Origin of the sequence: Phenylobacterium glaciei (genome assembly GCF_016772415.1) — a bacterium.
In the GTDB taxonomy this organism is placed as follows: Bacteria; Pseudomonadota; Alphaproteobacteria; order Caulobacterales; family Caulobacteraceae; genus Phenylobacterium; species Phenylobacterium glaciei.
This window is the reverse complement of sequence record NZ_JAGSGD010000001.1, coordinates 133,049-156,613: the sequence shown is the minus strand read 5'-3', so window position 1 is coordinate 156,613 and position 23,565 is coordinate 133,049. Positions and strand designations below refer to the sequence as shown.

23 protein-coding genes are annotated in these 23,565 nt (G+C 68.6%); 10 read left to right on the top strand and 13 right to left on the bottom strand.

The genetic code is table 11. The features are described 5' to 3' along the window. Positions 1–150: 150 nt before the first annotated feature. Complete coding sequence (locus JKL49_RS00725) at positions 151–1,122, bottom strand: quinone oxidoreductase family protein (RefSeq protein WP_215337494.1); 972 nt, start codon at positions 1,120–1,122, stop codon at positions 151–153. Between the two features lie 11 nt (positions 1,123–1,133). Then, entirely contained in the window at positions 1,134–1,832 is a 699-nt protein-coding gene (locus JKL49_RS00720; RefSeq protein WP_215337492.1) for a dienelactone hydrolase family protein, read from the bottom strand. Positions 1,833–2,008: 176 nt separating this feature from the next. On the opposite strand from JKL49_RS00720, the gene JKL49_RS00715 reads away from it, so the two are divergent. The 6 genes from JKL49_RS00715 to JKL49_RS00690 all read left to right on the top strand — a co-directional run bounded on the left by JKL49_RS00715 (position 2,009) and on the right by JKL49_RS00690 (position 8,060). Then, positions 2,009–2,263 (top strand): DUF6489 family protein, encoded by a 255-nt coding sequence (locus JKL49_RS00715; RefSeq protein ID WP_215337490.1) that lies wholly within the window; start codon positions 2,009–2,011, stop codon positions 2,261–2,263. Then, positions 2,260–3,594, top strand: coding sequence for a tRNA uridine-5-carboxymethylaminomethyl(34) synthesis GTPase MnmE (gene mnmE / locus JKL49_RS00710; protein ID WP_215337488.1), 1,335 nt, complete (start codon positions 2,260–2,262; stop codon positions 3,592–3,594). Before JKL49_RS00715 ends, mnmE begins: the two co-directional genes overlap by 4 nt. Positions 3,595–3,865: 271 nt before the next feature. Beyond that, positions 3,866–5,716 carry a tRNA uridine-5-carboxymethylaminomethyl(34) synthesis enzyme MnmG gene (mnmG, locus tag JKL49_RS00705; protein WP_215337486.1) on the top strand — a complete coding sequence of 617 codons (1,851 nt, stop codon included), beginning with the start codon at positions 3,866–3,868 and terminating at the stop codon, positions 5,714–5,716. Further along, the gene (rsmG, locus tag JKL49_RS00700) at positions 5,716–6,372 is read left to right on the top strand and encodes a 16S rRNA (guanine(527)-N(7))-methyltransferase RsmG (protein ID WP_215337484.1); all 657 of its coding nucleotides are present in this window, start codon (positions 5,716–5,718) and stop codon (positions 6,370–6,372) included. Before mnmG ends, rsmG begins: the two co-directional genes overlap by 1 nt. Next, complete coding sequence (locus tag JKL49_RS00695; RefSeq protein ID WP_215337482.1) at positions 6,362–7,180, top strand: ParA family protein; 819 nt, start codon at positions 6,362–6,364, stop codon at positions 7,178–7,180. The genes rsmG and JKL49_RS00695 overlap by 11 nt, the downstream gene beginning before the upstream one ends. A gap of 7 nt (positions 7,181–7,187) precedes the next feature. Then, the gene (locus JKL49_RS00690; RefSeq protein ID WP_215337480.1) at positions 7,188–8,060 is read left to right on the top strand and encodes a ParB/RepB/Spo0J family partition protein; all 873 of its coding nucleotides are present in this window, start codon (positions 7,188–7,190) and stop codon (positions 8,058–8,060) included. Between the two features lie 219 nt (positions 8,061–8,279). Here the strand turns inward: JKL49_RS00690 and JKL49_RS00685 are convergent, their stop codons facing one another. The 5 genes from JKL49_RS00685 to JKL49_RS00665 all read right to left on the bottom strand — a co-directional run bounded on the left by JKL49_RS00685 (position 8,280) and on the right by JKL49_RS00665 (position 13,815). Continuing rightward, a complete protein-coding gene (locus tag JKL49_RS00685) occupies positions 8,280–8,525 on the bottom strand; it encodes a hypothetical protein (protein WP_215337478.1) in 246 nt (81 codons plus the stop codon). Between the two features lie 444 nt (positions 8,526–8,969). Beyond that, positions 8,970–10,022, bottom strand: a complete 1,053-nt coding sequence (gene holA / locus JKL49_RS00680) for a DNA polymerase III subunit delta (protein WP_215337476.1) — start codon at positions 10,020–10,022, stop codon at positions 8,970–8,972. 10 nt (positions 10,023–10,032) lie between these two features. Continuing rightward, complete coding sequence (gene lptE, locus JKL49_RS00675; protein ID WP_215337474.1) at positions 10,033–10,527, bottom strand: LPS assembly lipoprotein LptE; 495 nt, start codon at positions 10,525–10,527, stop codon at positions 10,033–10,035. A 5-nt stretch (positions 10,528–10,532) separates the two neighbouring features. Continuing rightward, positions 10,533–13,118, bottom strand: coding sequence for a leucine--tRNA ligase (leuS, locus tag JKL49_RS00670; protein ID WP_215337472.1), 2,586 nt, complete (start codon positions 13,116–13,118; stop codon positions 10,533–10,535). A 217-nt stretch (positions 13,119–13,335) separates the two neighbouring features. Further along, a complete protein-coding gene (locus tag JKL49_RS00665; RefSeq protein WP_249778001.1) occupies positions 13,336–13,815 on the bottom strand; it encodes a DUF3576 domain-containing protein in 480 nt (159 codons plus the stop codon). A gap of 280 nt (positions 13,816–14,095) precedes the next feature. Here JKL49_RS00665 and JKL49_RS00660 point away from each other — a divergent pair, with 280 nt between their 5' ends. Continuing rightward, positions 14,096–14,479 carry an NtrZ family periplasmic regulatory protein gene (locus tag JKL49_RS00660; protein WP_215337468.1) on the top strand — a complete coding sequence of 128 codons (384 nt, stop codon included), beginning with the start codon at positions 14,096–14,098 and terminating at the stop codon, positions 14,477–14,479. 140 nt (positions 14,480–14,619) lie between these two features. On the opposite strand, the gene JKL49_RS00655 is transcribed toward JKL49_RS00660, so the two are convergent. After that, a complete protein-coding gene (locus JKL49_RS00655) occupies positions 14,620–15,237 on the bottom strand; it encodes a thiamine phosphate synthase (RefSeq protein WP_347340335.1) in 618 nt (205 codons plus the stop codon). Between the two features lie 16 nt (positions 15,238–15,253). Between JKL49_RS00655 and JKL49_RS00650 the strand changes: the two genes are divergently transcribed. Then, on the top strand, positions 15,254–15,919 hold the full coding sequence (locus tag JKL49_RS00650) for a YggS family pyridoxal phosphate-dependent enzyme (protein ID WP_215337465.1): 666 nt from the start codon (positions 15,254–15,256) through the stop codon (positions 15,917–15,919). Here JKL49_RS00650 and JKL49_RS00645 read toward each other — a convergent pair. Beyond that, positions 15,893–16,498: a L,D-transpeptidase family protein gene (locus JKL49_RS00645; protein ID WP_215337463.1), complete on the bottom strand. Its 606-nt coding sequence runs from the start codon at positions 16,496–16,498 to the stop codon at positions 15,893–15,895. The two genes, JKL49_RS00650 and JKL49_RS00645, sit on opposite strands and share 27 nt — an antisense overlap. A gap of 57 nt (positions 16,499–16,555) precedes the next feature. Between JKL49_RS00645 and JKL49_RS00640 the strand changes: the two genes are divergently transcribed. After that, positions 16,556–17,242, top strand: coding sequence for a response regulator transcription factor (locus JKL49_RS00640; RefSeq protein ID WP_215342621.1), 687 nt, complete (start codon positions 16,556–16,558; stop codon positions 17,240–17,242). Here the strand turns inward: JKL49_RS00640 and xth are convergent. The 3 genes from xth to JKL49_RS00625 form a co-directional block, all read right to left on the bottom strand. Then, complete coding sequence (xth, locus tag JKL49_RS00635; protein ID WP_215337461.1) at positions 17,239–18,045, bottom strand: exodeoxyribonuclease III; 807 nt, start codon at positions 18,043–18,045, stop codon at positions 17,239–17,241. The genes JKL49_RS00640 and xth overlap by 4 nt on opposite strands. A gap of 212 nt (positions 18,046–18,257) precedes the next feature. Beyond that, positions 18,258–18,902: a LolA family protein gene (locus JKL49_RS00630; RefSeq protein WP_215337459.1), complete on the bottom strand. Its 645-nt coding sequence runs from the start codon at positions 18,900–18,902 to the stop codon at positions 18,258–18,260. Between the two features lie 245 nt (positions 18,903–19,147). Next, positions 19,148–21,262 (bottom strand): hybrid sensor histidine kinase/response regulator, encoded by a 2,115-nt coding sequence (locus tag JKL49_RS00625; protein WP_215337458.1) that lies wholly within the window; start codon positions 21,260–21,262, stop codon positions 19,148–19,150. Between the two features lie 130 nt (positions 21,263–21,392). Here JKL49_RS00625 and lpxA point away from each other — a divergent pair, with 130 nt between their 5' ends. Beyond that, a complete protein-coding gene (gene lpxA / locus JKL49_RS00620) occupies positions 21,393–22,187 on the top strand; it encodes an acyl-ACP--UDP-N-acetylglucosamine O-acyltransferase (RefSeq protein WP_215337456.1) in 795 nt (264 codons plus the stop codon). Positions 22,188–22,319: 132 nt separating this feature from the next. On the opposite strand, the gene fabV is transcribed toward lpxA, so the two are convergent. Then, positions 22,320–23,498, bottom strand: a complete 1,179-nt coding sequence (fabV, locus tag JKL49_RS00615) for an enoyl-ACP reductase FabV (RefSeq protein WP_215337454.1) — start codon at positions 23,496–23,498, stop codon at positions 22,320–22,322. Between the last annotated feature and the right edge of the window lie 67 nt (positions 23,499–23,565).

Sequence of the window (23,565 nt, the reverse complement as noted above, 5' to 3'; positions counted from 1 at the left end):
ACGCACCTGCGGTGCGCGCCACCTCCCCCGACACGGCCTGCGGCCTGGGGGAGGAACGCCTCATTCCTCCCCCAGCGCGAAGCGCGATCGGGGGGAGGTGGATCGGCGAAGCCGAGACGGAGGGGGCTGGGCCCTCCCCGCCCCACAGTCCTACGGAATCAGCAAACTCGCTCCGACCGTGTCGCGGCCTTCCATCGCCTCGTGCGCCTTGCGGGCCTCTGCGAGCGGGAAGGTCTGGCCGATGTCGATCTTCACCTTGCCCGACTTGATCACCTCGAACAGGGCGGCGGCCGACGCGTCCAGCTCGGCGGTGGTGAGCAGGTAGTCGCCCATGGTCGGCCGGGTGAGGAAGACCGAGCCCGCCTGCATCAGCCGCGCCGGCGCGATGGCCGGCGGCGGTCCCGAGGCGTTGCCGAAGCTGACAAACAGGCCGCGCTTGGCCAGGCTCGCGAGCGTGCCTTCGAAGGTGGCGGCGCCCACAGAGTCGTAGGCCACCGGCACGCCTGCCCCGTTGGTGATTCTGCGGACCTCGGCGGCGACGTCGGCGTCGCGGTAGAGGATGACGTGGTCGGCGCCCAGCGACCTGGCCCGCTCGGCCTTATCCTGTGACCCGGCGGTGGCGATGACCACGGCGCCCAGCGCCTTACCCCATTGCACCAGGATCGAGCCCACCCCGCCCGCGGCGGCATGAACCAGGATATGGTCGCCGGCCTTCACCGCATAGCAGCGGCGCAGCAGGAACTCCGCCGTCATCCCCTTCAGCAGGGCCCCGGCGGCGACCTGGGCGTCGATCCCAGCCGGCGGCTTGACTGCGCGCTCGGCGTTGACCGCGTGCAGCTCGGCATAGGCGCCGATCGGTCCCGAGGCGTAGGCGGCCAGATCGCCGACGGAAAAGCGGGTGACCCCCTCCCCCACGGCCTCGACGACGCCCGCGCCTTCCATGCCCAGGCCCGACGGCAGCTTCAGCGGATAGAGGCCGGAGCGGTGATAGGTGTCGATGAAGTTCAGGCCGATGGCCTGGTTGCGGATCAGAATCTGGCCGGGCTTGGGCTCGGGGGCCGGGACCTCCACCAGCTTCAGGACGTCGGGACCGCCGGTGGCGTCGATCTGGATGGCGCGCATCAATGTAATCCCTAGGCGAGGTGTTGCTGGAAGAAAGTCAGGCTGCGGCCGTTGGCCAGCTTGGCGGCGGCCTCATCGAAGTGCTCGCCGCCGTGGCGGGCAAAGGCGTGGTCGCAGCCGGGATAGGTGTAGGCGGTGACCTGGGCGTGGTTCTTCAGGGCCTGCAGGATGATGGCCTGGGCCTCCTTGGGGACGAACTGGTCCTCTTCGGCGATATGCAGCATCAGCGGCCGCTCCAGCTTCTCGACCTCTCCGACCCGGCTCTCGATGCCCACGCCGTAATAGCCGACGCTGGCGTCGGCGTCGGTGCGGGTGGCGGTCAGGAAGGCCAGCAGGCCCCCCAGGCAGTAGCCCACCGCGCCGACCTTGCCCGAGCAGCCGGGATCGGCACGGATGTGATCGATCACCGCGGCGATGTCCTTGACGCCGGCGTCGGCGTCGAAAGCGTTGAACAGCTCGAAGGCCTTTTTCCACTCGGCCTCGGACTTGTCGGTGATGTCGATCCCGGGCTCGATCCGCCAGAACAGGTCGGGACAGATGGCGAGGTATCCCTGGTCGGCCAGGCCGTCGGCGATCTCGCGCATCACCGCATTGACCCCGAAGATCTCCTGGATGACCACGATCGCCGGGGCCTTGTCCTTGGAGGGCCGCGCCACATAGGCGGTGAAGTCACCGTCCTCGGTCTTAAGGGTGATGGTTTCGCTAGGCATGGGGCCTCCGTTTGTCTTGCTATGCGTTGGCTACAGGAGGAACGCTAAGGCGTCCCGCCTGTATTCATATGGGTCGCGCGATGTCCGTCGAAACCGGAAGACCACTTTCGGCTATCGCGCTCTAGCGCGCAGTGGCCGCAACCGGCCATAACTATTGCTTGAGGAAGGGCCCTGCCATGAAGATGACCATCGAGATTGATTGCACCCCCGTCGAGGCGCGCAGCTTCATGGGCCTGCCCGACGTCACCGCCTTGAACGACAAGCTGGTGGAGGAGATGCAGAAGCGGATGGAGAGCAACATCAACATGCTGTCCCCCGACGAGCTGATGAAGAACTGGACCGCCTTCGGGGTCGGCGCCCAGGAACAGTTCCGCAAGCTGATGTCCACAGCGGTCGACATGGGCATGGGCGGCGCCAACCGCCCGAAATGACCGACACCATCTATGCCGCCGCCACCGCCGCCGGCCGCGCGGCCGTGGCGGTCGTCCGGGTGTCGGGGCCGCGCGCTCGGGCGGCTGTAAGAGCCTTGGCCGGCAAGGTCCCGCGCCCTCGGGTGGCGGGCCTGCGGACCCTGCAATCTGACAGCGGCCCCATCGACCAGGCCCTGGTGCTCTGGTTCCCCGGTCCTGGGAGCTATACCGGCGAGGATAGCGCCGAGTTTCACGTGCATGGCGGCCCGGCCGTGGTCTCGGCCCTGCTTGAGGCCCTGGCCGCCCTGGGTCTGCGCCTCGCCGAGCCTGGGGAATTCACCCGCCGCGCCTTCGAGAACGGCAAGCTTGACCTGGCTCAGGCCGAAGGCGTCGCAGACCTCATCGAGGCCGAGACCGAGGCCCAGCGCCGCCAGGCCCTGGCCCAGGTGGGCGGCGCGCTGGGCCGCGCCCACCTGCGCTGGCGCGCCGATCTGATCGAGGCCTCAGCCAATTTCGAGGCCGCGGTGGACTTTCCCGACGAGGAGGTGCCCGCTGAGGTCGCCGACCGGGCCCGGCCCCATCTGCAGCGGCTCATCGGCGAGCTCCACCTGGCCCTGGCGGATGTGGATCGTGGCGAGCGGATCCGCGACGGCTTCCGCATCGCCCTGGTGGGCGCCCCCAACGCCGGAAAGTCCACCCTGCTGAATGGGCTGGCCGGTCGCGAGGCCGCCATCGTCACGGCCACCCCGGGCACCACACGGGACGTCATCGAGGTTCCCATGCGCCTGGCGGGCTACAAGGTGCTGCTGGCCGATACCGCCGGACTGCGCGACACCCACGACGAGATCGAGGCCGAGGGTGTGCGCCGCGCGCGGGCCTGGGCGTCCAGCGCGGACCTGCGGATCTGGCTGGTGGACGGCTCGTCCTCGGCCATCGACCCGCCGCCGGAGGAACTCACCGCCGGCGATCTCTGCGTGATCAACAAGTCGGACCTGCCGCCGGGCGATGATACGGGGCGGGCGCTCTTGGAGGCCCGGGCTCTTGAGCTTGAAATGCACCGCATCAGCGCCCGGGACGCCACCCACGTGGGGGTGATCCTGGCGGCCCTTACCGACCAGGTGGTCCAGCGCCTCGCCGGCGACGAGCTGCCGACCGCCACACGCCTGCGTCACAAAGACTTGCTCGCCGAGGCCCTGGCCCGGTTGGAGCACGCACTCGTCGTGGAGGGCTCTCCGGAGCTCGCCGCGGAGGACGTTCGGCTGGCGGGCCGGTCCCTGGATCGCATCACCGGCCGTATTGACCCGGAGGACGTCCTCGACCGCGTGTTCGCCACCTTCTGCATTGGAAAATAAGGTGTTTCACGTGGAACAGGGCAGGGCGCCGGGCTAACGCCCCTCTCCCACTTGTGGGAGAGGGTAGGGTGAGGGCTCATTCTGAGGTTCGGCAGCTCACAACCTCAGCATTGCGCAGCGCTGCTGCACGCCCCTCACCCTACCCTCTCCCCATGAATGGGGAGAGGGACGCTAGTCTCCGCCGTCTCCGGTAAGACTCTTTCACGTGAAACGCCCCCCGCCTTCCGCTATAGGAACCCCCCGCCCATATGGGGTGGAAGCGGAGTTTGGCGTGACCTCCTGGGACGTGATCATCATCGGCGGCGGCCATGCGGGCTGTGAAGCCGCGGCGGCTTCGGCGCGGTTTGGCGCGCGGACCCTGCTGCTGACCCACAAGCTCGACACCATCGGCGAGATGTCCTGCAATCCGGCCATCGGCGGCCTGGGCAAGGGCCACCTGGTGCGCGAGATCGACGCCCTGGATGGGGTCATGGGCCGGCTCGCCGATGTGGCCGGCATCCAGTTCCGGCTGCTGAACCGCTCCAAGGGCGCCGCCGTGCGCGGGCCCCGGGCGCAGATCGACCGCAAGCTCTATCGGCAGGCCATGCAGGCCGAGTTGGCCGCCACCCCGAACCTGACCCTGAAGGCCGAAGCCGTCGAGGACCTGCTGGTGGTGGACGGCAAGGTCACCGGCGTGGTTGGGGCAAGCGGTGAAATCTATTCCGCCGGGCGCGTTGTCCTGACCACCGGCACCTTCCTGAAGGGCGTCATTCACCAGGGCGAACAGCGCCTCCCCGCCGGCCGGGTGGGCGAGGCGCCGGCCATCGGGCTTTCCGACCGGCTCTATGCGCTCGGCCTCGACATGGGCCGCCTGAAGACCGGCACCCCGGCCCGTCTGGTGGCCTCCACCATCGCCTGGGAAAAGCTGGAGATGCAGGCGGCCGACGAGGTCCCCTCCCCCTTCTCCTTCCTCACGACCAAGATCACCACGCCGCAGATCGCCTGCGGGGTCACCTACACCAATGCTGAAACGCATCGGATCATCGCCGAGCGGCTGAACGAGTCGGCGGTCTATGGCGGCCGGATCAATGGCCGCGGGCCCCGCTACTGCCCCTCCATTGAGGACAAGGTGGTCCGCTTTGCCGACAAGACGGCGCACCAGATCTTCCTGGAGCCCGAGGGCCTGGACGACGACACCGTCTATCCCAACGGCATCTCCACGTCCGTCTCACCGCAGACCCAGGACCTGTTCCTGCGCACCATCGTCGGCCTCGAGAACGTCCAGGTCCGACGCCACGGCTATGCGATCGAGTACGACTATGTCGATCCGCGCGAGCTTTCGGCGACGCTCGAGGTCAAGCGCCTGCCGGGCCTCTACCTGGCCGGCCAGATCAACGGCACCACCGGCTATGAGGAGGCGGCGGCGCAGGGCTTGGTGGCTGGGCTGAACGCGGCCCGGTCCGCGTCTGGCGCCGAGCCCGCCATCTTCGGCCGCGACGAGGCCTATATCGGGGTGATGATCGACGACCTGGTGACCCGGGGCGTCACCGAGCCCTATCGGATGTTCACCAGCCGCGCCGAATTCCGCCTGACCCTGCGCGCCGACAATGCCGACCAGCGGCTGACCGCCAAGGGCATGGCCCTGGGCTGCGTCGGTGTTTCACGTGAAACCGCCTTCAATTCAAAGGCTGCGGCCCTGGCCGCCGCGCGCGGCCGCGCCGCCGAGCTGACCCTGACCCCCGACAAGGCCGCCAAGGCGGGCCTGCCGGTCAAGGCCGACGGCCAGCGCCGCGACCTGACCCAGCTGCTGGCCTATCCCACCATCTCCTTCGAGAATCTGGCCGTCATCTGGCCTGAGATCGCCGCCTGGGACCCCCAGGTCCGCGAGCAGGTGGAGATCGACGCCGCCTACTCCGGCTATCTGGACCGCCAGGACGCCGACGTGGCCGCCTTCCGCCGCGACGAGAACCTGCGCCTGCCCCCCGAACTGGACTATTCGCGGGTGGGTAGCCTCTCCAATGAGGTGCGCGACAAGCTGACGGCCATCCGGCCTCTGACGCTCGGCCAAGCCGCGCGGATCGAAGGCGTGACGCCGGGCGCGCTCACCGCCCTGCTGGCCCACGTCCGCCGGCGGGCCGCCTGATGGACGGGCCGGAAATCCCCTTGGTCGAGGTCGTTGAGGTCGAGACCGCCGCCGACTTCGCCATGGCGACCGGCGCCGACGAAAGCGTCATCGCCGACCTTCAGCAATACCGGTCATACCTGGAGGACTGGAACCAGAGAATGAACCTGGTGGGGCCCTCGACCCTGGAGATCTTCTGGTCGCGGCACGCCTGGGACTCAGCCCAGATCCTGCCCCTGGAACCCGAGGCCCTGACCTGGGCCGACCTCGGGGCGGGCGCAGGTTTGCCGGGTATCGTGCTGGCGATCCTTCAGAAAAACCGCCCCGGCTTCCACATGCATCTCGTGGAAAGTATGGCCAAGCGCTGCCGCTTTCTGGAGGAGGTGGTTAACGGCCTGGCCCTTCCGGCGACGATTCACAATTCACGTGCGGAGGACTTGTCCCTGACTGTGGATATCGTCACCGCCCGGGCTTGCGCGCCGATGACCCGGTTGCTTGGGTATGCCCAGCCCTACCTGAAGCGCGGCGCGACCGCCCTGTTCCTCAAGGGACAGGATGTGGCGGTCGAGATGGAAGAGGCGACAAAGTCTTGGAGTTTTGAGGCGGACATCCTGCCCAGCTTCAGTGATGCGCGCGGGCGCATCGTACGCGTAAGGAAGTTGGGCCGTGGCCGCTGATCAGAAACCGCATCGGGCGCTCCGCGTCCTGGTGGTCGCCAACCAGAAGGGCGGCGTGGGCAAGACCACGACGGCCATCAACCTGGGCACGGCGCTCGCCGCCGTCGGCGAGCGCGTGCTGCTGATCGATTCCGATCCGCAGGGCAACGCGTCGACCGGCCTCGGCATCCCGCATTCGAAGCGCAAGATCACCCTCTATGACGTGTTGATGGGCGACGCGCCCCTCGCCGACGCCATCGTGGAAACCGCCCTGCCCGGCCTGGACATCGTCCCGGCCCACGCCGACCTGTCCGGCGTCGAACTGGAGCTGGGCCAGCAGGCGCGGCGCTCCTTCAAGCTGCGCGACGCCATCGATCCGATCCGCCAGTCGGGCGCCTATACCTATGTGCTGATCGACTGCCCGCCGTCGCTGAACCTGCTGACGGTCAACGCGATGGCGGCGTCGGACGCGGTGCTGGTGCCCCTGCAGTGCGAGTTCTTTGCGCTCGAAGGCCTCAGCCAGCTGGTGCGCACCATTGAGCTGGTTCGGGGCAGCCTCAATCCGAACCTGGAAATCCAGGGGGTGGTGCTGACCATGTACGACCGGCGCAACAGCCTGTCGGAACAGGTGGCCAAGGATGTGCGCGCCCACTTCGGCGGCACGGTCTACGCCACGGTGATCCCGCGCAATGTGCGGGTGTCGGAGGCGCCCAGCTTCGGCAAGCCGGTGCTGGTCTATGATCTGAAGTGCGCGGGCAGCCAGGCCTATCTGAAGCTGGCCCGCGAAGTGGTGGTGCGCGAACGCGACCGCCGCGCCCAAGCCGCCTGAGGAAAACATGATGGTCGAGAAACGCGGACTGGGCCGGGGGCTGTCGGCCCTGCTGGGTGAGGTCGAAGAAACGCCGGTGGACGCGGGCGTGGCCGGCGGCCTGCGCGACATCCCCATCGAGCTGATCCATCGCAACGAGAAGCAGCCCCGCTGGGTGTTTTCGGAAGACGAGATCGAGGAGCTGGCCGCCTCGATCCGCATCAAGGGCGTTCTGCAGCCCATCCTGGTGCGGCCCGCGCCCGACAGGGACGGCCATTTCGAGATCGTCGCCGGGGAGCGCCGCTGGCGCGCCAGCCAGAAAGCTGGCCTGCATGTGCTGCCGGCCCTGGTCCGCGAGCTGGACGATATCCAGGTGCTCGAGATCGGCGTCATCGAGAACGTCCAGCGCACGGCGCTGAACCCCATTGAAGAGGCCAATGCCTACCAGCAGCTGGTGGAGGTCCACGGCCGCAGCGCCGCCGAGGTGGCCGACGCGGTCGGCAAGAGCCGCAGCCACGTGGCCAACCTGGTTCGCCTGCTGGCCCTACCCGATCCCGTCAGGCACTACCTGATGGAGAGCAAGATCACCGCGGGCCACGCGCGCGCCCTGCTCGGCGCCGCCGACCCCCTGGCCCTCGCCGACCTGGTCATCGCCAAGGGTCTGTCGGTGCGCGACACCGAATCGCTGGTCCGCAAGGAATCGAGCGGCGGCGCGGCGCCCAAGGTGTCGGCGTCCAAGCCTGCGAAGGACACCGACACCCAGGCGCTCGAGGTTGACCTGTCGGAGGCGCTCGGCTTGACCGTCGAGGTGATCGACAAGGGCGGGGTCGGCGAGCTGCGGGTGAAGTACGCCAGCCTCGAACAGCTGGACGAGGTCTGCCGTCGCCTCACTCGCGCGTAGAGCCTGTCCGCTTCAGATGACTTCACCTGAAGCGGATGAACAGGCTCGCCGTCTTGAAGTTAGAGCGTGACGGTCGCCTGAACCGGTATCCACTTCAGGCTGTCACGCTCTAGGTCCGAAAACCGCCAATTCAAAATCGGCTCTGTGGCGCACAGCGGACGGCGCGCCGTATCTCTGCGCGGGCCTTGCGCGAAGGCCTGTGGACCGATCTGCCTGAACTCACACTAACATATTGATATAACGCAGTAATTCCTGTTTTTCGGGCGCGGGCGCAATCGGCTGTTTTTCGTCGGTTTTCGCCGCCGCCTTCGCCCGGACCGCCGCGACCACCTCGGTGACGGCGGCGACCACCACGTCGGGCTTCTCGATCTGGATATTGTGGCCGCTGCCGAGCACCAGGCGATTTGCGCCTCGGCTCGAGAGAGCGGCGGCCTCGTCGTGCGTCGTCGACCAACGCCTGGCCATGGCCAGTTGGTCGGGAAGAGGGATCCTGCGACGTACCTTCGGCGGTCCGCGCGATAAGGGGGATGTCGCCGAGGCTGACCTTGGCCGACTGGCCCTGGCTGGAGTCTGGCTCGGCGACGCTCTCGATCTCCGACAGCCGCGGACGGGCGGGCGCCGCGTCTTCGCGCTGGGCGATGACGTGGGCGCGCAGATCCTCGGCCCAGTCGGTGGGGGATCGCCGGCGAAGCGCCTGTGCTGGTTCGGGTCGCCCAGATCCACCAGCAACAGGCCCGCGACGTCGCCAGGATGGGGGGAGGCGTAGAGCCGCAGGTTCATGCCGCCTAGGGAATGACCCACCCGGACATAGGGACCGGGCATGCCGGGGATGTGGGGGGCCGTGTGCAGATCGGTCTGGGCGGCGGCGGGGGTGGCCAACAGGGCTGCGGCCAGGACAAAAAGCCCGCATCAAAGGCCCAGCCGCTTGGCGCGCCCGGCGATCTGCAGGGCCAGGCGTTCGGCGATCAGGGCGTCGGGGGAGCCGGCGGTCTTGCAGGCCTTGTCGGCGGCCAGCACCTCGGGCTGGATGCGGTCGAGTTCCGGCAGAGTCCAGGTACGGGCCTGGCGCAGGAACTCCCGTTCGCTCTTCCAGAACACGCCCGAGGCCTTGGCGGCCTCCTGCAGGCCGGCGCCCGACTTGGCGAGCGTCAGGGTGCGGCGCATGCGGCCGAGATACATGCCCAGCGCCCGGACGGCGGCGGGACCGCCCTCCCCTTCGGCGGCGGCGCGGCGCAGGCCGGCCTGGGCTTCGGCCAGCCTGCCGCCGAAGGCGTCGGCGGCGGCGTCGGAGAGCGAGGCCTCGGGTTCGACGCCGAGGAAGTCCTCCAGGTCCTTGGGGGTGGCGGTCATGCCGCTGCCGGGGCCCAGGAACAGGGCCAGGCGCTCGATCTCCTGGCGGGCGACGCCGCGCTCCTTGGGCATACGGCCGACGAAGACCTGCAGGGCCTCGCTGGTCAGCCCCACCCCGTCCTTGGCCAGGGCCTCGCGCACCAGGCGGGCGATGTCCCCGGGCTCGTCCTCGTAGCAGGGGATGGTCGCCGCGCCGGGCGCCTTCTCGGCGGCCTTGCGCAGGGCGGAGTTGCGATCGAGGTTTCCGGCCTCGATCAGCAGGAAGGCGTCGGGGTTGAGTTCACCGGCCGCGTGCCGGGTCAGGGCCTCGGCGGTCATCTTGTCCAGGGCGGCCTTCTCTGTGGCGAACTTCAGCCGCACCAGCCTGCGCCCGCCCATCAGGGACTGGGCCGCCAGTTCCCCCTCCAGCCGCGCGCCATCGCCGTCCAGGTCGCCGTCGGTGAGCAGGGCCACGTCGAAGGGATCGTCGGGGCGATCGCAGACCTTCTTGGCCAACTGGTTGGCGCGTTCACGCACCACGCCCATGTCGCGGCCATAGATCAGGGCAGCGCGGATATTCTTATCCGGCGAGCCCAGGAAGCGTTCGATGTCCGGCCGCTTGGCGAGGATCATCGCTCAGGTCCTATGACTTGGCGCTGGCCAGCCAGGTGGCGAGCTCGAGCTCGATCTTGCGGGCGGCCTCGCCGGCGGCGCGGTCCTGGGCGTCCTGCTGGGCGGCCACCGAGGCATAGGGCTGGTCGGCGCTGTCATAGGTCACCTCGACCCGGACGCGGCCGACCTTGGCCGTCTTGCCCGAGGCCGTGGAGACCAGGGTATAGGCCGCCGTCAGCACGTATTCGTAGCGGGTGGCGACGTTGTCGACCCGGATCCCGCGGGGATAGCGCTGCTCGGAGATCTGCAGGTCCATGCGGTACTGCGGCTTGAGGTTGGAGTCCCGCGACAGCGCGTCGTCCAGATGCTCGCGCATCAGCTGGCCCGCCCGCCCGGTGGGGGCGGAGACCTGCACCGAGGAGAGGGCCGCGCCGACCCCGGGGCGGCCGTAGAGCGGCGTGAAGCCACAACCCGCCAGGGCGAGGGCGACGAGCGCCAGGGCGCCTATGCTTGCGATGCGAGCCATGTGCCTCAGCTTGCCACGATGTTGACGATGCGATCCTTCACCACGATCACCTTGCGGATCGTGAGGCCTTCAAGGCGCCGTGCGATCTCGGGATCGTCAAGCACCATCTTTTCGACATCGGCCGGTTCGGCCCCGGCCGGCGCGGAAATCTCGCCCCGGCGCTTGCCGTTGACCTGGACCGGCAGGACGCGGACGGCGTCCTCGGTGAGGGCGGGATCGAAGTCGGGCCAGGGGGCGGAGACCACCATCCCCTCGCCGCCGATACGCGCCCAGGCCTCTTCGGCCAGATGGGGGGTGAAGGGCGAGACCAGGCGGGCGAAGGCCGACAGGGCCTCGGATCGCGCCGCCAGCAGGGCAGGGCTTGCGCCCTCCACTGGGGCGGCCTTCAGGCTGTTCAGGAACTCATACAGGCGGGCGATGCCGGAATTGAACCGGAAGCCCTCCACGGCCTCGGTGACCGCCTTGATGGTGCGGTGGGTCGCGACCCGCAGGGCCGCGGCCTTGGGGTCCGACGCGATATCGGCCGGTTCGTTTGTCTCCGGCTGGGCGTCGAACTCGGCCCAGACCCGGTTGACGAAGCGCCAGGCGCCCTCGACCCCGGAGGTGGACCAGATGGAGTCCCGCTCGGGCGGGCTGTCGGACAGCACAAACAGGCGGGCTGCGTCGACGCCGTAGACCTCGAAGATATCGCCCGGCGCCACGGTGTTGCGCTTGGACTTCGACATCTTCTCGATGTCGCCGATGATCACCGGCTGGCCGTCGGAGACGCGGACGGCGCGGCGGGTGTTTCCCTCCGCCGTGATCTCCAGCTCCTTGGGCTCGACCCAGTCGCCGTTCTGCAGGCGGTAGGTCTCGTGGGTCACCATGCCCTGGGTGAACAGGCCGGCGAAGGGCTCGCGGGCCTCCAGCATGCCGGCGTCGGCCAGGGCGCGGTTGACGAAGCGGGCATAGAGCAGGTGCAGGACCGCGTGCTCGATGCCGCCGACATACTGGTCCACCGGCATCCAGTAATCAGCGGCGGCCTTGTCGATGGGGTCGGCGGCGGTGGGGTCGGTAAAGCGCGCGAAGTACCAGGACGAGTCCACGAAGGTGTCCAGGGTGTCGGTTTCCCGGGTCGCCGGCCCGCCGCAGTCGGGGCAGGTGGTGGTTTTCCAGGTCGGGTGACGCGCCAGGGCGTTGCCGGGCTTGGAGAAGTCCAGGTCCTGCGGCAGTTCCACCGGCAGCTGGGCCTTGGGCACGGCGACCACGCCGCACGTGTCGCAATGGACCACCGGCACCGGGCAGCCCCAGCCGCGCTGGCGGGCCACGCCCCAGTCGCGCAGGCGGAAGACGGTGGCGCCCTGGCCCAGGCCCAGGGCCTCGATCCTGGCGATGGCCGCGGCCTTGGCGGGCTCGATCTCCAGCCCGTCCAGGTCGGCGGACCTGAAGATTGTCCCGGGGCCGGTATAGGCCTCGGTTCCCACGGTATAGGTGGCGGGATCCTCGCCGGGGGGCAGGACCACCGGCCTGACAGGCAGGTCGTACTTGCGGGCGAAGTCCAGGTCGCGTTGGTCGTGGGCCGGGCAGGCGAAGATCGCGCCCGTGCCGTAGTCCATGAGGATGAAGTTGGCGATCCAGACCGGCAGCCGCCAGGTTGGATCAAAGGGGTGGGCCACGGTCAGGCCGGTGTCGAAGCCGATCTTCTCGGCGGTCTCGATCTCGGCCTCCGAGGCGCCGCCCTTGCGGCAGGCCTCGATGAAGGCGGCAGCCTTGGGGTCGCTGGCCGCGATCTGCTGGGCCAGGGGGTGATCGGGGGCCACGCCCACGAAGCTCGCCCCGTACAGGGTGTCGGGGCGGGTGGTGTAGACCTCCAGGCCTGCGTCGAAGCCGTCGGGGGCCGCATCGGCCCATTTGAAGCTGAACTTCAGGCCCTTGGAGCGGCCGATCCAGTTCTCCTGCATCAGGCGGACCTTGTCGGGCCAGCGGTCGAGGGTCTTCAGGCCCTCCAGCAGGGCGTCGGCATAGTCGGTGATGCGCATGAACCACTGGTTCAGCTTGCGCTTCTCCACCACCGCGCCCGAGCGCCAGCCTCGGCCGTCGACGACCTGCTCGTTGGCCAGGACGGTCTGGTCCACCGGGTCCCAGTTCACCACGCCCTCGCGGCGATAGACCATGCCGCGGGCCATCAGGTCGATGAACCAGGCCTGCTGCTGGCCATAATAGGCCGGGTCGCAGGTGGCGAATTCTCGGCTCCAGTCGATGGACAGGCCCAGCTGCTTCAGCTCGGCCCGCATCTTGTCGATATTGGCGTAGGTCCAGGCGCGGGGATCGACGCCGCGCTCCATGGCCGCGTTCTCGGCGGGCAGGCCAAAGCCGTCCCAGCCCATGGGGTGCAGGACATTGAAGCCCCGGGCGCGCTTGAACCGGGCGTTGGCGTCGCCCAGCGTGTAGTTGCGCACATGGCCCATGTGCAGGCTCCCCGACGGATAGGGGAACATCTCCAGGGCGTAGTATTTCGGACGCGCGTGATCGATCTCCGCGCGGAACACGTCGGCGTCGGCCCAGGCCTTGCGCCACTTGGGTTCGACTTCTTTGGGATTGTACCGGGCCATGGCGGGGTCGTAGCGCGCTTTCACTGAGGAAGGGAAGCGGCCGGACACGCGCAAAGTGCGCCGACCAAGGTGTTCGGCGCGCCCGGTATTTGTCAGAACCCCGAACGCGCCGGAGGCGGACAGTAATCGCTTCGTTCCGAAGCGCTCAAGGTCCGCACCCTTAGACTTGTCGCGCGATGGTCGCCGAAACCGGCGGCCACTTTCGGCTATCGCGCTTCTAGCCCCGGATGTTCGAGAGCTTAAGCTGACGCGCCTTGGTCAGGATGGCGTTTTCGATGTCGGTCTCGGTCTGGCCGGCCGACGGCGCATCCACCCAGGTCCCGGTGGCGTCGCGGTTCTGCTTGAAGACGGCCACATTCAGGCCGTCGGCGCGCAGGCGCGAGTCCAGGATATAGACCGTGCACTTGAAGCGCTCGTCGGCCTTTTCCGGGTTGATATACCAGTCGGTGATCACCACGCCGCCGTAGGGGTCCGCGGACGCCAGGGGCATGAAGGCCAGGGTGTCGAGGGTCGCCCGCCACAGATAGCCATTGACCCCGATGGTCGGTTGTTCGGCGGCCGGCGCCGACTTGCCGCGGCCGAGGTGGAACAGGCCACCGCCTCCCTCCTGGGTCTGGAAGGTCTTCGGGCCACCACTCGAGCAGGCCGCGAGCGCCGAAAGGCTAAGGGCCAAGACCCCCATCGCCACGCCACGCATCCAAACTCCACGCACAAACGGCATATATCCGCTCCCAGTCGCTGTTTCGCGTCGGTATCTCGCCGCGTCGCCGCCCCCGCGCCGGATGCCTCTATAGCAACGCCCCAAGCGGCGCCAAACAGGAATCGCGTGGCTCTGCCGCCACAGGCGCCAACCATCTGCCCATCGAGGCGGCATGCGGCGCCTTGACGTGTTGACCTCGCGCCTTGCGCGACTTTAATCGCAGCAACGGTCACGCCTCTCATGGCGAGGCCGGGGCTTAGGGGCCATATAGGTGGTTATGTTCAATCGGACGGTCATGGCGCTGGTCGGCGCGGTGCTCATTGCGAGCGCCGGATCGATGGCTCATGCCCAGACGACGAAGAAGACCACAGACTTTACCGTGCGTAGCGAGACTTCGGCGTTGGCGTCGCCCCAGGCGGCCAAGGCGCTGAAGTTCGACGCGCGCAAGGGGCGCTGGGGGATCACGCTCAACCTGCAGGAACCGGATGGCCGGGACACGCAATGGAATGACGTCCAAGCGGGCGCCTATTTCCGCGTGACGCCGTCGCTCCGGGTCGGCGGCGCCGTGGCCCTGGGGGAAAAAGAAACCCCCATGTACAAGAAGACCGAACCGCAGGACGGCGCGCCGCGCGTCCGCCTCGAGACCGCCTTCAAGTTCTAAGGACGTCTTCTTTGACCGACAACAAGCCGCCCTACCGGGCGGCTTTTTTGATTCTACTCCCTCTCCCCCCGTCTTTTCGGGGGGAGAGGGTAGGGTGAGGGGGGCCTTTCGGTCAGGTGGTGGCTGTCGGGACGATCCCCTCACCCTACCCTCTCCCCTCGGAAGGGGAGAGGAGATCGGGCCGTGAACAGCTCGACGCCGGCGATGCCCACGACGCCTGTGGCCAAGAGCCGCGCGGCGGTGTTCTGGCTGACGCCGCCTAGGGCGTACGCCGGGCTTTTGGCCAGACGGACGATCTGCGCCAGGCGGATCGTCCCCAGGGGCTTGCCCGCGGACGGGCTGTTGGACGGGAAGATCGCTGAGATCACTACGGCGTCGACCCGGACGCGGGCTGCGCGCGGGCTGTGGGCGGCGGCCGTGATCAGCCAGGCGGGGTGTTTCGCCCGGATACGGGCCGCGCGAGAGGCCAGGCGCTCGGGCAGGTGGACCCCGTCGGCGCCGATCCTCGCGGCCAGGGCCTCGTCCGCGCCGATCAGCAGTTTCAGGCCGCGCCGCCGGGCGATCGCCTTGAGGCATAGGGCGACTGTTTCGGCGTCCGGCGCTCCGAAGGCCCGATAGACGATGGCTGAGCCCTTCGGCAGCCGCGCCGCCACGGCCTCCGGATCGGGGGTGCGCTGAGGGTCAGTGAAATAGAGCAGGGCGGGCAGGGGCTTTCGCTGCCGCGCACGCCGCCGTAAGCAGGCCCCCGTCCGCGCCACTGTCCAGAACCCGCCTATGACCCACTCCTTCGATCCCGCCGCCGCCCGCGCCGACATCCTGACGCGTATCGCCGCCGCGGCGAAGGCCGCAGGTCGCGAGGCCGCCGATGTGGCCCTGGTGGCGGTCTCCAAGCAACAGCCCTGGGACCGGGTGGCGACGATCCTGGAGACCGGCCAGACCGTGTTCGGCGAGAACCGGGTGCAGGACGCCATGGCCGCCTGGGAGGGCCACCGCGAGGGCGTCGAGTTGCGGCTGATCGGGCCGCTGCAGACCAACAAGGTCAAGGAGGCCGTCGCCTTCTTCGACGTCATCGAGACCCTGGACCGCGAGAAGCTGGCCGCCGCCTTGGCGCAGGAGATGACGAAGCAGGGCAGGACGCCGCGCCTCTATGTCCAGGTCAACACCGGCGAGGAAGAGCAGAAGGCCGGTGTGATTCCGACGCAGGCCGACGCCTTCATCAAGGCCTGTCGCGAGACCCATGGCCTCGTGATCGAGGGCCTGATGTGCATTCCCCCGGCCGAAGAACCGCCGGGACCGCACTTCGCCCTGCTGGCCAAGATCGCCGCCCGCAACGGGATCGCGAAACTCTCCATGGGGATGAGCGACGACTTCGAGACCGCCGTGCGGTTCGGCGCCACCAGCGTGCGGGTGGGCTCAGCCCTCTTTGGTCCCAGAGGGTGACGCCCGCAGGATCGGGCGTTGTGGTTTCCGCGCCTCGTCCATCCGCTCCATCCCCTCCAGGAACGGGTGCGGATTGACGTCGACGATGGAGATGGCCGAGCCCGGCTGCGCCTTGCCGATCAGCTCCAGCACATCCCAGGCCTGGAGGGCGATACAGCCCTCCGTGGGGTCCCAATTGGGCCGCGCCACGTGCAGGAAGATGGCCGAACCCATCAGCGGGATCACCGGATCGTCGTTGTGGGCCAGGACCAGGACGATGTCGTAGACCTTGTCGTCGCGCCACATCTGCTCGGCGCTGGCCGGGTAGGGCAGGGTGACGGGCCGGTTGTAGTTCGGGTCGCCGGCGGCGTCGCACCAGCCGTCGGTGGGGCGCAGGGCCTGAATCGGCAGGGCGGTGGCCGGCGGCGGCATCTTGTCGGGGCGGTAAAGCACCCGGAGGATCGGCCAGACGCCGAGCGGCGAACAGCCGTCACCCTCGCGCTTGTCGGCGGCCGGGATCACCCCGCCCTTGCCCAGTGCGCAACGGGTTTCGCGGCCCCCCAGATCGAAGCGGCCGTCTGACATCGCCGTGAACAGCACGCTTCATTCCCCCTGAGCGGTTGGCGCTAGGCGCCAACACGGTGCATGTTCGAGCCCATGGCCCAACGCAAGACCCTACTCGTCGTCGACGACAATGATGATCTGCGCGGCGAACTCGCCGAGCAACTGGAACTGCACGAAGAATTCTCCGCCATCCAGGCGGCCACCGCCGGCGACGGGGTGCGGCAGGCGGTGGAGGCCCGCCCCGACCTGATTCTGCTGGATGTCGACCTGCCCGACATGGACGGCCGCGAGGCCTGCAAGCTGATGCGCGCCCGGGGCGTGACCTCGCCGGTGATCATGCTGACCGCGGCCGACACCGACGACGACGCCATCCGGGGCCTGGACTCCGGGGCCAACGACTACGTCACCAAGCCCTTCAAGTTCGCCGTCCTGCTGGCCCGCATCCGCGCCCAGCTGCGCAGCCACGAACAGTCGGAGGGCGCGGTCTTCCACCTGGGCGCCTACGAGTTCCGACCCTCGGCCAAGATGCTGGTGGACGCCAACCAGAAGAAGATCCGGTTGACGGAAAAAGAGACCAACATCCTGAAGTACCTCTACCGGGCCGGCGAGAAGCCGGTGAGCCGCGAGGAGCTGCTGGCCGAGGTCTGGGGCTACAACGCCGGCGTGACCACCCACACCCTGGAAACCCACGTCTACCGCCTGCGCCAGAAGATCGAGCCCGATCCGGGCAACGCCCGCCTGCTGCTCACCGAGGCCGGCGGCTACCGCCTGGCGCCCTAAAGTCCGAAGTCGGCGCTGACCGGGGCGTGGTCGCTGGGGCGTTCCCATTCGCGGACGTCGTCGTGGACGCGGGCCGCCGCCGCGCCCTGACGGAAAGCGGCTTCCCGCAGGCCGGGCGAGATCAGCACGTGGTCCAGGCGCAGGCCGCGGTTGGAGGCGCGGAAGTCGGCGGCGCGGTAGCTCCACCAGGAAAACAGCTTCTGCGGATCGGGGATGGCCTCGCGCACCAGGTCGGTGAACTGGCCGGCCGCCATCAGCGCCGCAAAGGCCTCGAGCTCAATGGGGGTGTGGCTGACAATCTTGGACATCTGCTTGTGGCTCCAGACGTCGAACTCGCCCGGCGCCACGTTCAGATCGCCCACGATGGCCAGCGGGGCCTTGGGGTCGCGCCGGGCCATCTCGGCGGTGAGCTTCTCGTAGAAGTCCAGCTTGTGGTCGAACTTGGTGTTGATCGTCCGGTCGGGGATGTCGCCGCCGGCCGGGATGTAGAAGTTCTGGATCTCCACCCCGGCCACCTTGGCCGCGACGCAGCGGGCGTGGCCTTCGCGGCAGACGTCCAGGGGCGCGACCTCCTCGAAGGGCAGGCGCGAGGCGATGGCGACGCCGTGCCAGCCCTTCTGGCCGGCGATCTTGATGTGCGGCAGGCCCATGTCGATGAAGGCCTGGCGGGGGAACTCCCCCTCCTGGCACTTGATCTCCTGCAGGGCCAGGACATCGGGCGCCTGCTCGTCGACGAAGCGGGCGACCTGCTCGGCGCGCAGGCGGACGGAGTTCACATTCCAGGTGCAGAGACGGAGGCGCATGCGCGGGGTCTATCTGAGCTTTGGGGGAAAAGAAAACGCCCGGGCACTGGAGAAAGCCCGGGCGTAGTGATGTCTCTCATGCCGCCGCCGGGAGGGGATAGGTTCCGGCACGGAACACGCCCGCTCGCACAGGCGTCATGCGTGGCATTAATGCAACGACGAAAAGGTAATGTCAATCAGAATCACGAGGCGGGTTGCCTGTTGTCTGATTGTCACATTCGGGCGCGGCCAACTGATTTGGGCCGGGGGTCGTTGAGCACGAACAGGGTGGGCGCCAAGCCCGAGGCGCGCTCCAGGCCGGTGAGCCGGATGCGGGTCGCCTGGCCCTGCGCGTCGCTGACGGTCCAGCCGATCAGGGCCATGGGACTGTTGGAGAAGGTCAGGGTGATCTGGCCCTCGGCCTGCTTCTTGCCGTCGCGGGCGGTGATGGTGAAGCCGTCCGCCAAGCGGGTGACGTCGCTGATCACCACGCCCTTATCCAGCTTGATCTGGCGGGCCAGGAAGATCGACAGCGGCGTCGCCATCAGGGGGTAGCGGTCGAAGGTCTTCAGCCGCGAATCGGCCACCGAGACATTGGCTCCGTCGGCCACCACCAGCAGGCCCGAGGGGGCCTCGTAGGCGAAACGGGCCTTGCCGGGACGCTTCAGATAGACGGTCCCCTGGGTGGTCGTCCCCCGGGCGTCGGTCTGCACGAAGCGTCCCTTGGCCTCGGTCAGGCCCTGCAGATAGGCGCTGGCCTTGTCCACCAGGGCGCGGTCGTCGGCAGTGAGCGGGGCGATGGCCGGGCGGGCGGCGAGCGCCGGCAGCGGCAAGGCGGCCAGGCCCAGCGCCAGGGCGCGGCGGGTCAGTCGGGTCATTCAACCAGGCTCCATTTCGCGCAGAAACCTACAGGCGCGGCGCGGCGTCAATAGGGCGACAGAACGGGGCAGGGGCCGTGGCGTTCCGTCCTCAAATTCCTCCCCCATCGGGGAAGGGGACCGCGAAGCGGTGGAGGGGGCTAAGATCTTGCCGCATTCACGGGCCAAACCCCCTTCGTCTCGCAGGCCTCGCCTACGATCCACCTCCCCCGAAACGCGCTACGCGCTGGAGGAGGAATTGAGAGTTACGCCGCCTCGTGCGTGCGGCCGGGCCATTCGGAGAGCAGGGCCAGCAGGCGGGCGGGTTCGATGGGCTTGCCCAGGTGGTCGTCCATGCCGGCGTCGAGGCACTTCTGCACCTGGTCGGGCAGGACATTGGCGGTCATGGCGATGATCGGCAGGCCCTTCAGGCGCGGCAGGTCCAGGGCGCGGATGGCGCGGGTGGCGGTCAGGCCGTCCATCACCGGCATCTGCACATCCATCAGCACCAGGTCGAAGGCCTGGTCCTGCACCTTGGCCACCGCCTGCTCACCGTTCTCGGCGGTCTCGATGGCCACGTCGAACGGGCGCAGCAGGGCCATGATCAGCTCGCGGTTCACCGCCACGTCCTCCACCACCAGCAGCCGCAGGGGCTCCTCCAGGTCGAGGTTCTCGGGCTCCGGCTCGGCTTCGTCCTCCAGGGCGTCGGTATGGGGCAGGACCAGCTCGAACCAGAAGGTGGAGCCCTGGCCGGGAACCGAGCTCGCGCCGATGGTCCCGCCCATCAGCTCCACGGTGCGCTTGCAGATCGCCAGGCCCAGGCCCGTGCCGCCGTACTGGCGCGAGACCGAGGCGTCGGCCTGGGTGAAGCGCTCGAACAGGTGCTCGATCTGCTGCTCGGTGACCCCGATGCCGGTGTCGGCCACCTCCACCCGCATCCGCGCACAGTCGTTGCCGGCGGGCTCCTGGGTCAGGGTCAGGGTGACGCCGCCCTGCGCCGTGAACTTGATGGCGTTGGAGAGGAAGTTCAGCAGCACCTGGCGTATGCGTGCGGCGTCGCCCAACAAGTGCGCGGTCTCACCCCGGGTCTCGACAGCCAGGGTCAGACCCTTGGCGTGAGCCTGTTCGGTCATCAGCTCGGCGATGGCGCGGACCGGGGTCTCGGGATCGAAGGGCCGGGCCTCCACCTCCACCGCGCCGGCCTCCAGGCGGGAGAAGTCCAGCACGCTGTTGACCAGCTGCAGCAGGGTGGTGCTGGCGTCATGGATCAGGCCGGCGTGGTGGGCGTCCTCAGGCTCCAGGCGGGGCGATCGGCGTAGGATGCCGGAGAAGCCGACGATGGCGTTGAGCGGCGTCCGCAACTCATGGGTCATGTTGGCCAGGAAGTCGGACTTGGCGGCGGCGGCGGCCTCCGCCCGCTGGCGAGCCTCCACCAGCTCGGTCTCAAGGGCCTTGCGGGCGTCGATCTGGCGCGAGACCGAGATCATCTGCGGGGTTCCGTCCGCAGAGGTGACCAGGCCGAAATTGGTCTCCACCCAGACAGCGTGTCCCTCCTTGTGGACGATCCGGTACTGGAGGGTCAGGTCACCCCCCGCCTGAGCCAGCTTGGCCAGCTCCTGGGGCACCCAGGCCGCGTCCTGTGGATGCAGGAAGGTGTAGTTCTGGGTGGCGAACAGCTCCTCCACCGAATAGCCCATGGCCTTCACGATGGAGGGCGACAGGTAGCGGCGGCGGCCGTCCATGTCGTTGAGCGCGATGACGTCGGTGATGTTGTCGGCCAGCACCCGGTACTGGGCCTCGGATTCGCTTAGGCGAAGCTGGGCCTCCTCGAACTTGCGGCGCACGGCCAGCGTCCGCATCACGCCGTCGCTGGCGAAACCAAAGGCCAGGATCAGCAGGCCGGCTACGGGCAGCATCGGCAGGTGCATCGGGTTGGGTCCGAAGAGCACCCAGACCAGCATGGCCGCCCCGGGCAGGGCGCCGCCCACCACGAAACCCAGGGGTGACTGGTAGGCGTGGGTCTGGGCGAAATAGATCACCGACAGCCACAGGGCCGTGGCGCAGACCGCGCCGGCCGCCGTGCCGTCGATCCAGAGCAGGGCGCCCAGCGTCATCCACGAGATGGCGCCGGCCAGCACCGTGGAGAGCTGGGCAAGGCGCAGGGCGGGGCTGGCCTTGAAGCCGAGGAACTGCCGGCGCGAGGCCAGCAGGCAGAGGCTCTCCGAAACCGTCTGGAACCCCAGGAAGGCGGCGCAGGCCTGCCACGGCAGCAAGGTGGTCATGAGAGCGGCGACAGCGGCGGTGACCGCCATGCGCAGCGGGAAGCCTTCGTAGGTCTTGGCGGCCAGTTCATCGAGGCCGTCATCGAGCAGTGCGCGCATCGCCGTCCTCGGAATTCCTAGCCGAATCATAGGCCTGCGCGTCTTTCACGAGGGTTACTAGCGAGCGAACGACGTAATCGGACACCTAAGTTGAATTGTCGCAGGACGGCCACCATCCCAGGGTCGCGGCATGAACCTGGTCCATCCCACCGCCGTCATCGCCTCCGGCGCCCAGATCGCGCCGGGCGTGGAGATCGGGGCCTATGCGGTGATCGGCCCGCAGGTGCTGCTGGGCCCCGGAAATGTGGTGGGGCCTCACGCGGTGATCGAGGGCGCGACGGTGGTGGGGCCGGGCAATCGCTTCCTGCAGTTCTGCGCCATTGGAGCGGGCCCGCAGGTGGACGGCTGGGCGGGCGAGGCCGGCGCCCTGGTGATCGGCGCGGCCAACGTCTTCCGCGAGTTCGTCACCGTCCATGCCTCGATCGGACTTCAGCCGACGAAGATCGGGTCGCGCAATATGATCATGACGGGCGCCCACGTGGCCCATGACTGCACCCTCGGCGACGACATTCGCCTGGCCAACGCCGCGACCCTGGGCGGTCATGTGGAGATCGCCGACTTCGCCCAGGTCAGCGGTCTCGTCGCCGTCCACCAGCACAGCCGGATCGGGACCCACGCTTTCGTGGCCGGGGGTTCGATCGTCACCCAGGACGTGCCGCCCTTCTGTCTGGTGCAGGGCGACCGCGCCCGGCTGGCGGGGCTGAACGCCGTGGGGTTGAAGCGGGCGGGGTTCACGCTCGCGGAGATCGCCGAACTGCGTCGCGCCTATCGCACCCTGTTCCTGGGAACGGGGCCGATGGAGGACCGGCTGGCTGCTGCGCGCCGGGGCGCCGGCGCCTGTACGACGCTGCTTGTCGAGTTCCTCGAAAGCTCCGGCCGTGGCTGCATCTCGACGCCGCGCTCGCGGGCCAAGCTGGCGGCGTAAAACAGGGTGTCATCCCGGAAAGCCCGCAGGGCTTGTCCGGGACCCAGATGCGCGGAGCGTGCAGGAGAGATCGGTGCTTCTGGGTCCCGGTCTTCCGCTTCGCGGAAACCGGGATGACAGCCGGGGAGCGCGCTACGCGATCTCCGGAACCACCTGCGGGTCCTGCTCGGCGGCGTAGTCGACGCCGGCCAGGCCGAAGCCGAAGATCTTCAGGAAGTCGGCGCGGAAGCCGGCCAGATCGGCCAGCTCGGGCAGGGTCTCCGTCGAGATCTGCGCCCAGCGGCGTTTGACCTCGGCCTGGACCGGTTCGGAGAGCTCCCAGTCGTCCACCCGCACCCGGCCTGCGTCGTCGAGCTGCTCGGGGCCCGGCAGGACGGTGCGGAACAGGCGGTCGATCTGCTCGATGCAGCCCTCGTGCAGGCCCATCTCCTTCATCACCTTGAACAGCACCACCCCATAGAGCGGCACCACGGGAATGGCCGAGGAGGCCTGGGTCACCACGGCCTTCAGGGAGACGACCCGGGCGGCGTGGTCGCCATGCTGGGTGCGGATAGCCGCGGCGGCGCGGTCGAGGTCCTCTTTCGCCTTGCCCAGGGTGGCCTTCCAGTAGATCGGCCAGGTCAGCTCCGAGCCGATATAGGTGTAGCTCAGCGTCTTGAAGCCCGGGGCCAGGACGCCGGCCGCCGACAGCGCGGCGATCCACATCTCCCAGTCCTCGCCGCCCATCACCGCCACGGTGCCGGCGGTTTCCTCCGGGGTGGCGGGCTGCAGCTCGGTCTCGAAGACCTCGCCCTTGTCGGTGTTCAGCGTCTTGACGGTGACCGGCGCGCCCAGGGGCTTGATGGCCGAGCGGAAGGTTTCGCCGGTCTTGGGGTGGGTGCGGACCGGGGCGGCCATGGAATAGACCACCAGGTCCACCTGGCCGAGATTGTCGGCGATGGCCTTGATGGTGTCGGCCTTCATGGCGTCGGAGAAGGCGTCGCCGTCCAGGGTGATCGCCTTGCGGCCGGCCTTGGCGGCTTCGGCCTCAAAGGCCCGGTTGTTGTACCAGCCGGCCGAGGCGGTCTTGGTTTCGGACGGCGACTTCTCGAAGGAGACGCCGACCGTGTCGGCCCCGCCGCCGAAGGTCGCCACGATCCGCGAAGCCAGGCCGTAGCCGGCCGAACAGCCCAGCACCAGCACCCGCTTGGCCATGCCGGGAATCTCGCCCTTGCCGGACACATAGCCGATCTGCTGATGGACGCTCATGGCGCAGCCCTGGGGATGGGCCGTGGTGCAGATGAAGCCGCGGATACGGGGCTCGATGATCATAGGCGCCTCTTTTCGTGGAGGCGGAAGATATACGGGGTTCGCCATCCCGCGCCACCTCCCGCCGCGC

Bases quoted from the DNA above. Each gene is read 5' to 3' on its own strand.
- fabV (WP_215337454.1), bottom strand. From the start codon at position 23,498: ATGATCATCGAGCCCCGTATCCGCGGCTTCATCTGCACCACGGCCCAT.
- holA (WP_215337476.1), bottom strand. From the start codon at position 10,022: ATGATCCTCGCCAAGCGGCCGGACATCGAACGCTTCCTGGGCTCGCCG.
- JKL49_RS00715 (WP_215337490.1), top strand. From the start codon at position 2,009: ATGAAGATGACCATCGAGATTGATTGCACCCCCGTCGAGGCGCGCAGC.
- leuS (WP_215337472.1), bottom strand. From the start codon at position 13,118: ATGGCCCGGTACAATCCCAAAGAAGTCGAACCCAAGTGGCGCAAGGCC.
- lptE (WP_215337474.1), bottom strand. From the start codon at position 10,527: ATGGCTCGCATCGCAAGCATAGGCGCCCTGGCGCTCGTCGCCCTCGCC.
- JKL49_RS00660 (WP_215337468.1), top strand. From the start codon at position 14,096: ATGTTCAATCGGACGGTCATGGCGCTGGTCGGCGCGGTGCTCATTGCG.
- JKL49_RS00720 (WP_215337492.1), bottom strand. From the start codon at position 1,832: ATGCCTAGCGAAACCATCACCCTTAAGACCGAGGACGGTGACTTCACC.
- JKL49_RS00640 (WP_215342621.1), top strand. From the start codon at position 16,556: ATGGCCCAACGCAAGACCCTACTCGTCGTCGACGACAATGATGATCTG.
- JKL49_RS00625 (WP_215337458.1), bottom strand. From the start codon at position 21,262: ATGCGCGCACTGCTCGATGACGGCCTCGATGAACTGGCCGCCAAGACC.
- JKL49_RS00690 (WP_215337480.1), top strand. From the start codon at position 7,188: ATGATGGTCGAGAAACGCGGACTGGGCCGGGGGCTGTCGGCCCTGCTG.
- JKL49_RS00665 (WP_249778001.1), bottom strand. From the start codon at position 13,815: ATGCGTGGCGTGGCGATGGGGGTCTTGGCCCTTAGCCTTTCGGCGCTC.
- JKL49_RS00650 (WP_215337465.1), top strand. From the start codon at position 15,254: ATGACCCACTCCTTCGATCCCGCCGCCGCCCGCGCCGACATCCTGACG.
- rsmG (WP_215337484.1), top strand. From the start codon at position 5,716: ATGGACGGGCCGGAAATCCCCTTGGTCGAGGTCGTTGAGGTCGAGACC.
- lpxA (WP_215337456.1), top strand. From the start codon at position 21,393: ATGAACCTGGTCCATCCCACCGCCGTCATCGCCTCCGGCGCCCAGATC.
- JKL49_RS00630 (WP_215337459.1), bottom strand. From the start codon at position 18,902: ATGACCCGACTGACCCGCCGCGCCCTGGCGCTGGGCCTGGCCGCCTTG.
- mnmE (WP_215337488.1), top strand. From the start codon at position 2,260: ATGACCGACACCATCTATGCCGCCGCCACCGCCGCCGGCCGCGCGGCC.
- xth (WP_215337461.1), bottom strand. From the start codon at position 18,045: ATGCGCCTCCGTCTCTGCACCTGGAATGTGAACTCCGTCCGCCTGCGC.
- JKL49_RS00725 (WP_215337494.1), bottom strand. From the start codon at position 1,122: ATGCGCGCCATCCAGATCGACGCCACCGGCGGTCCCGACGTCCTGAAG.
- JKL49_RS00685 (WP_215337478.1), bottom strand. From the start codon at position 8,525: ATGGCCAGGCGTTGGTCGACGACGCACGACGAGGCCGCCGCTCTCTCG.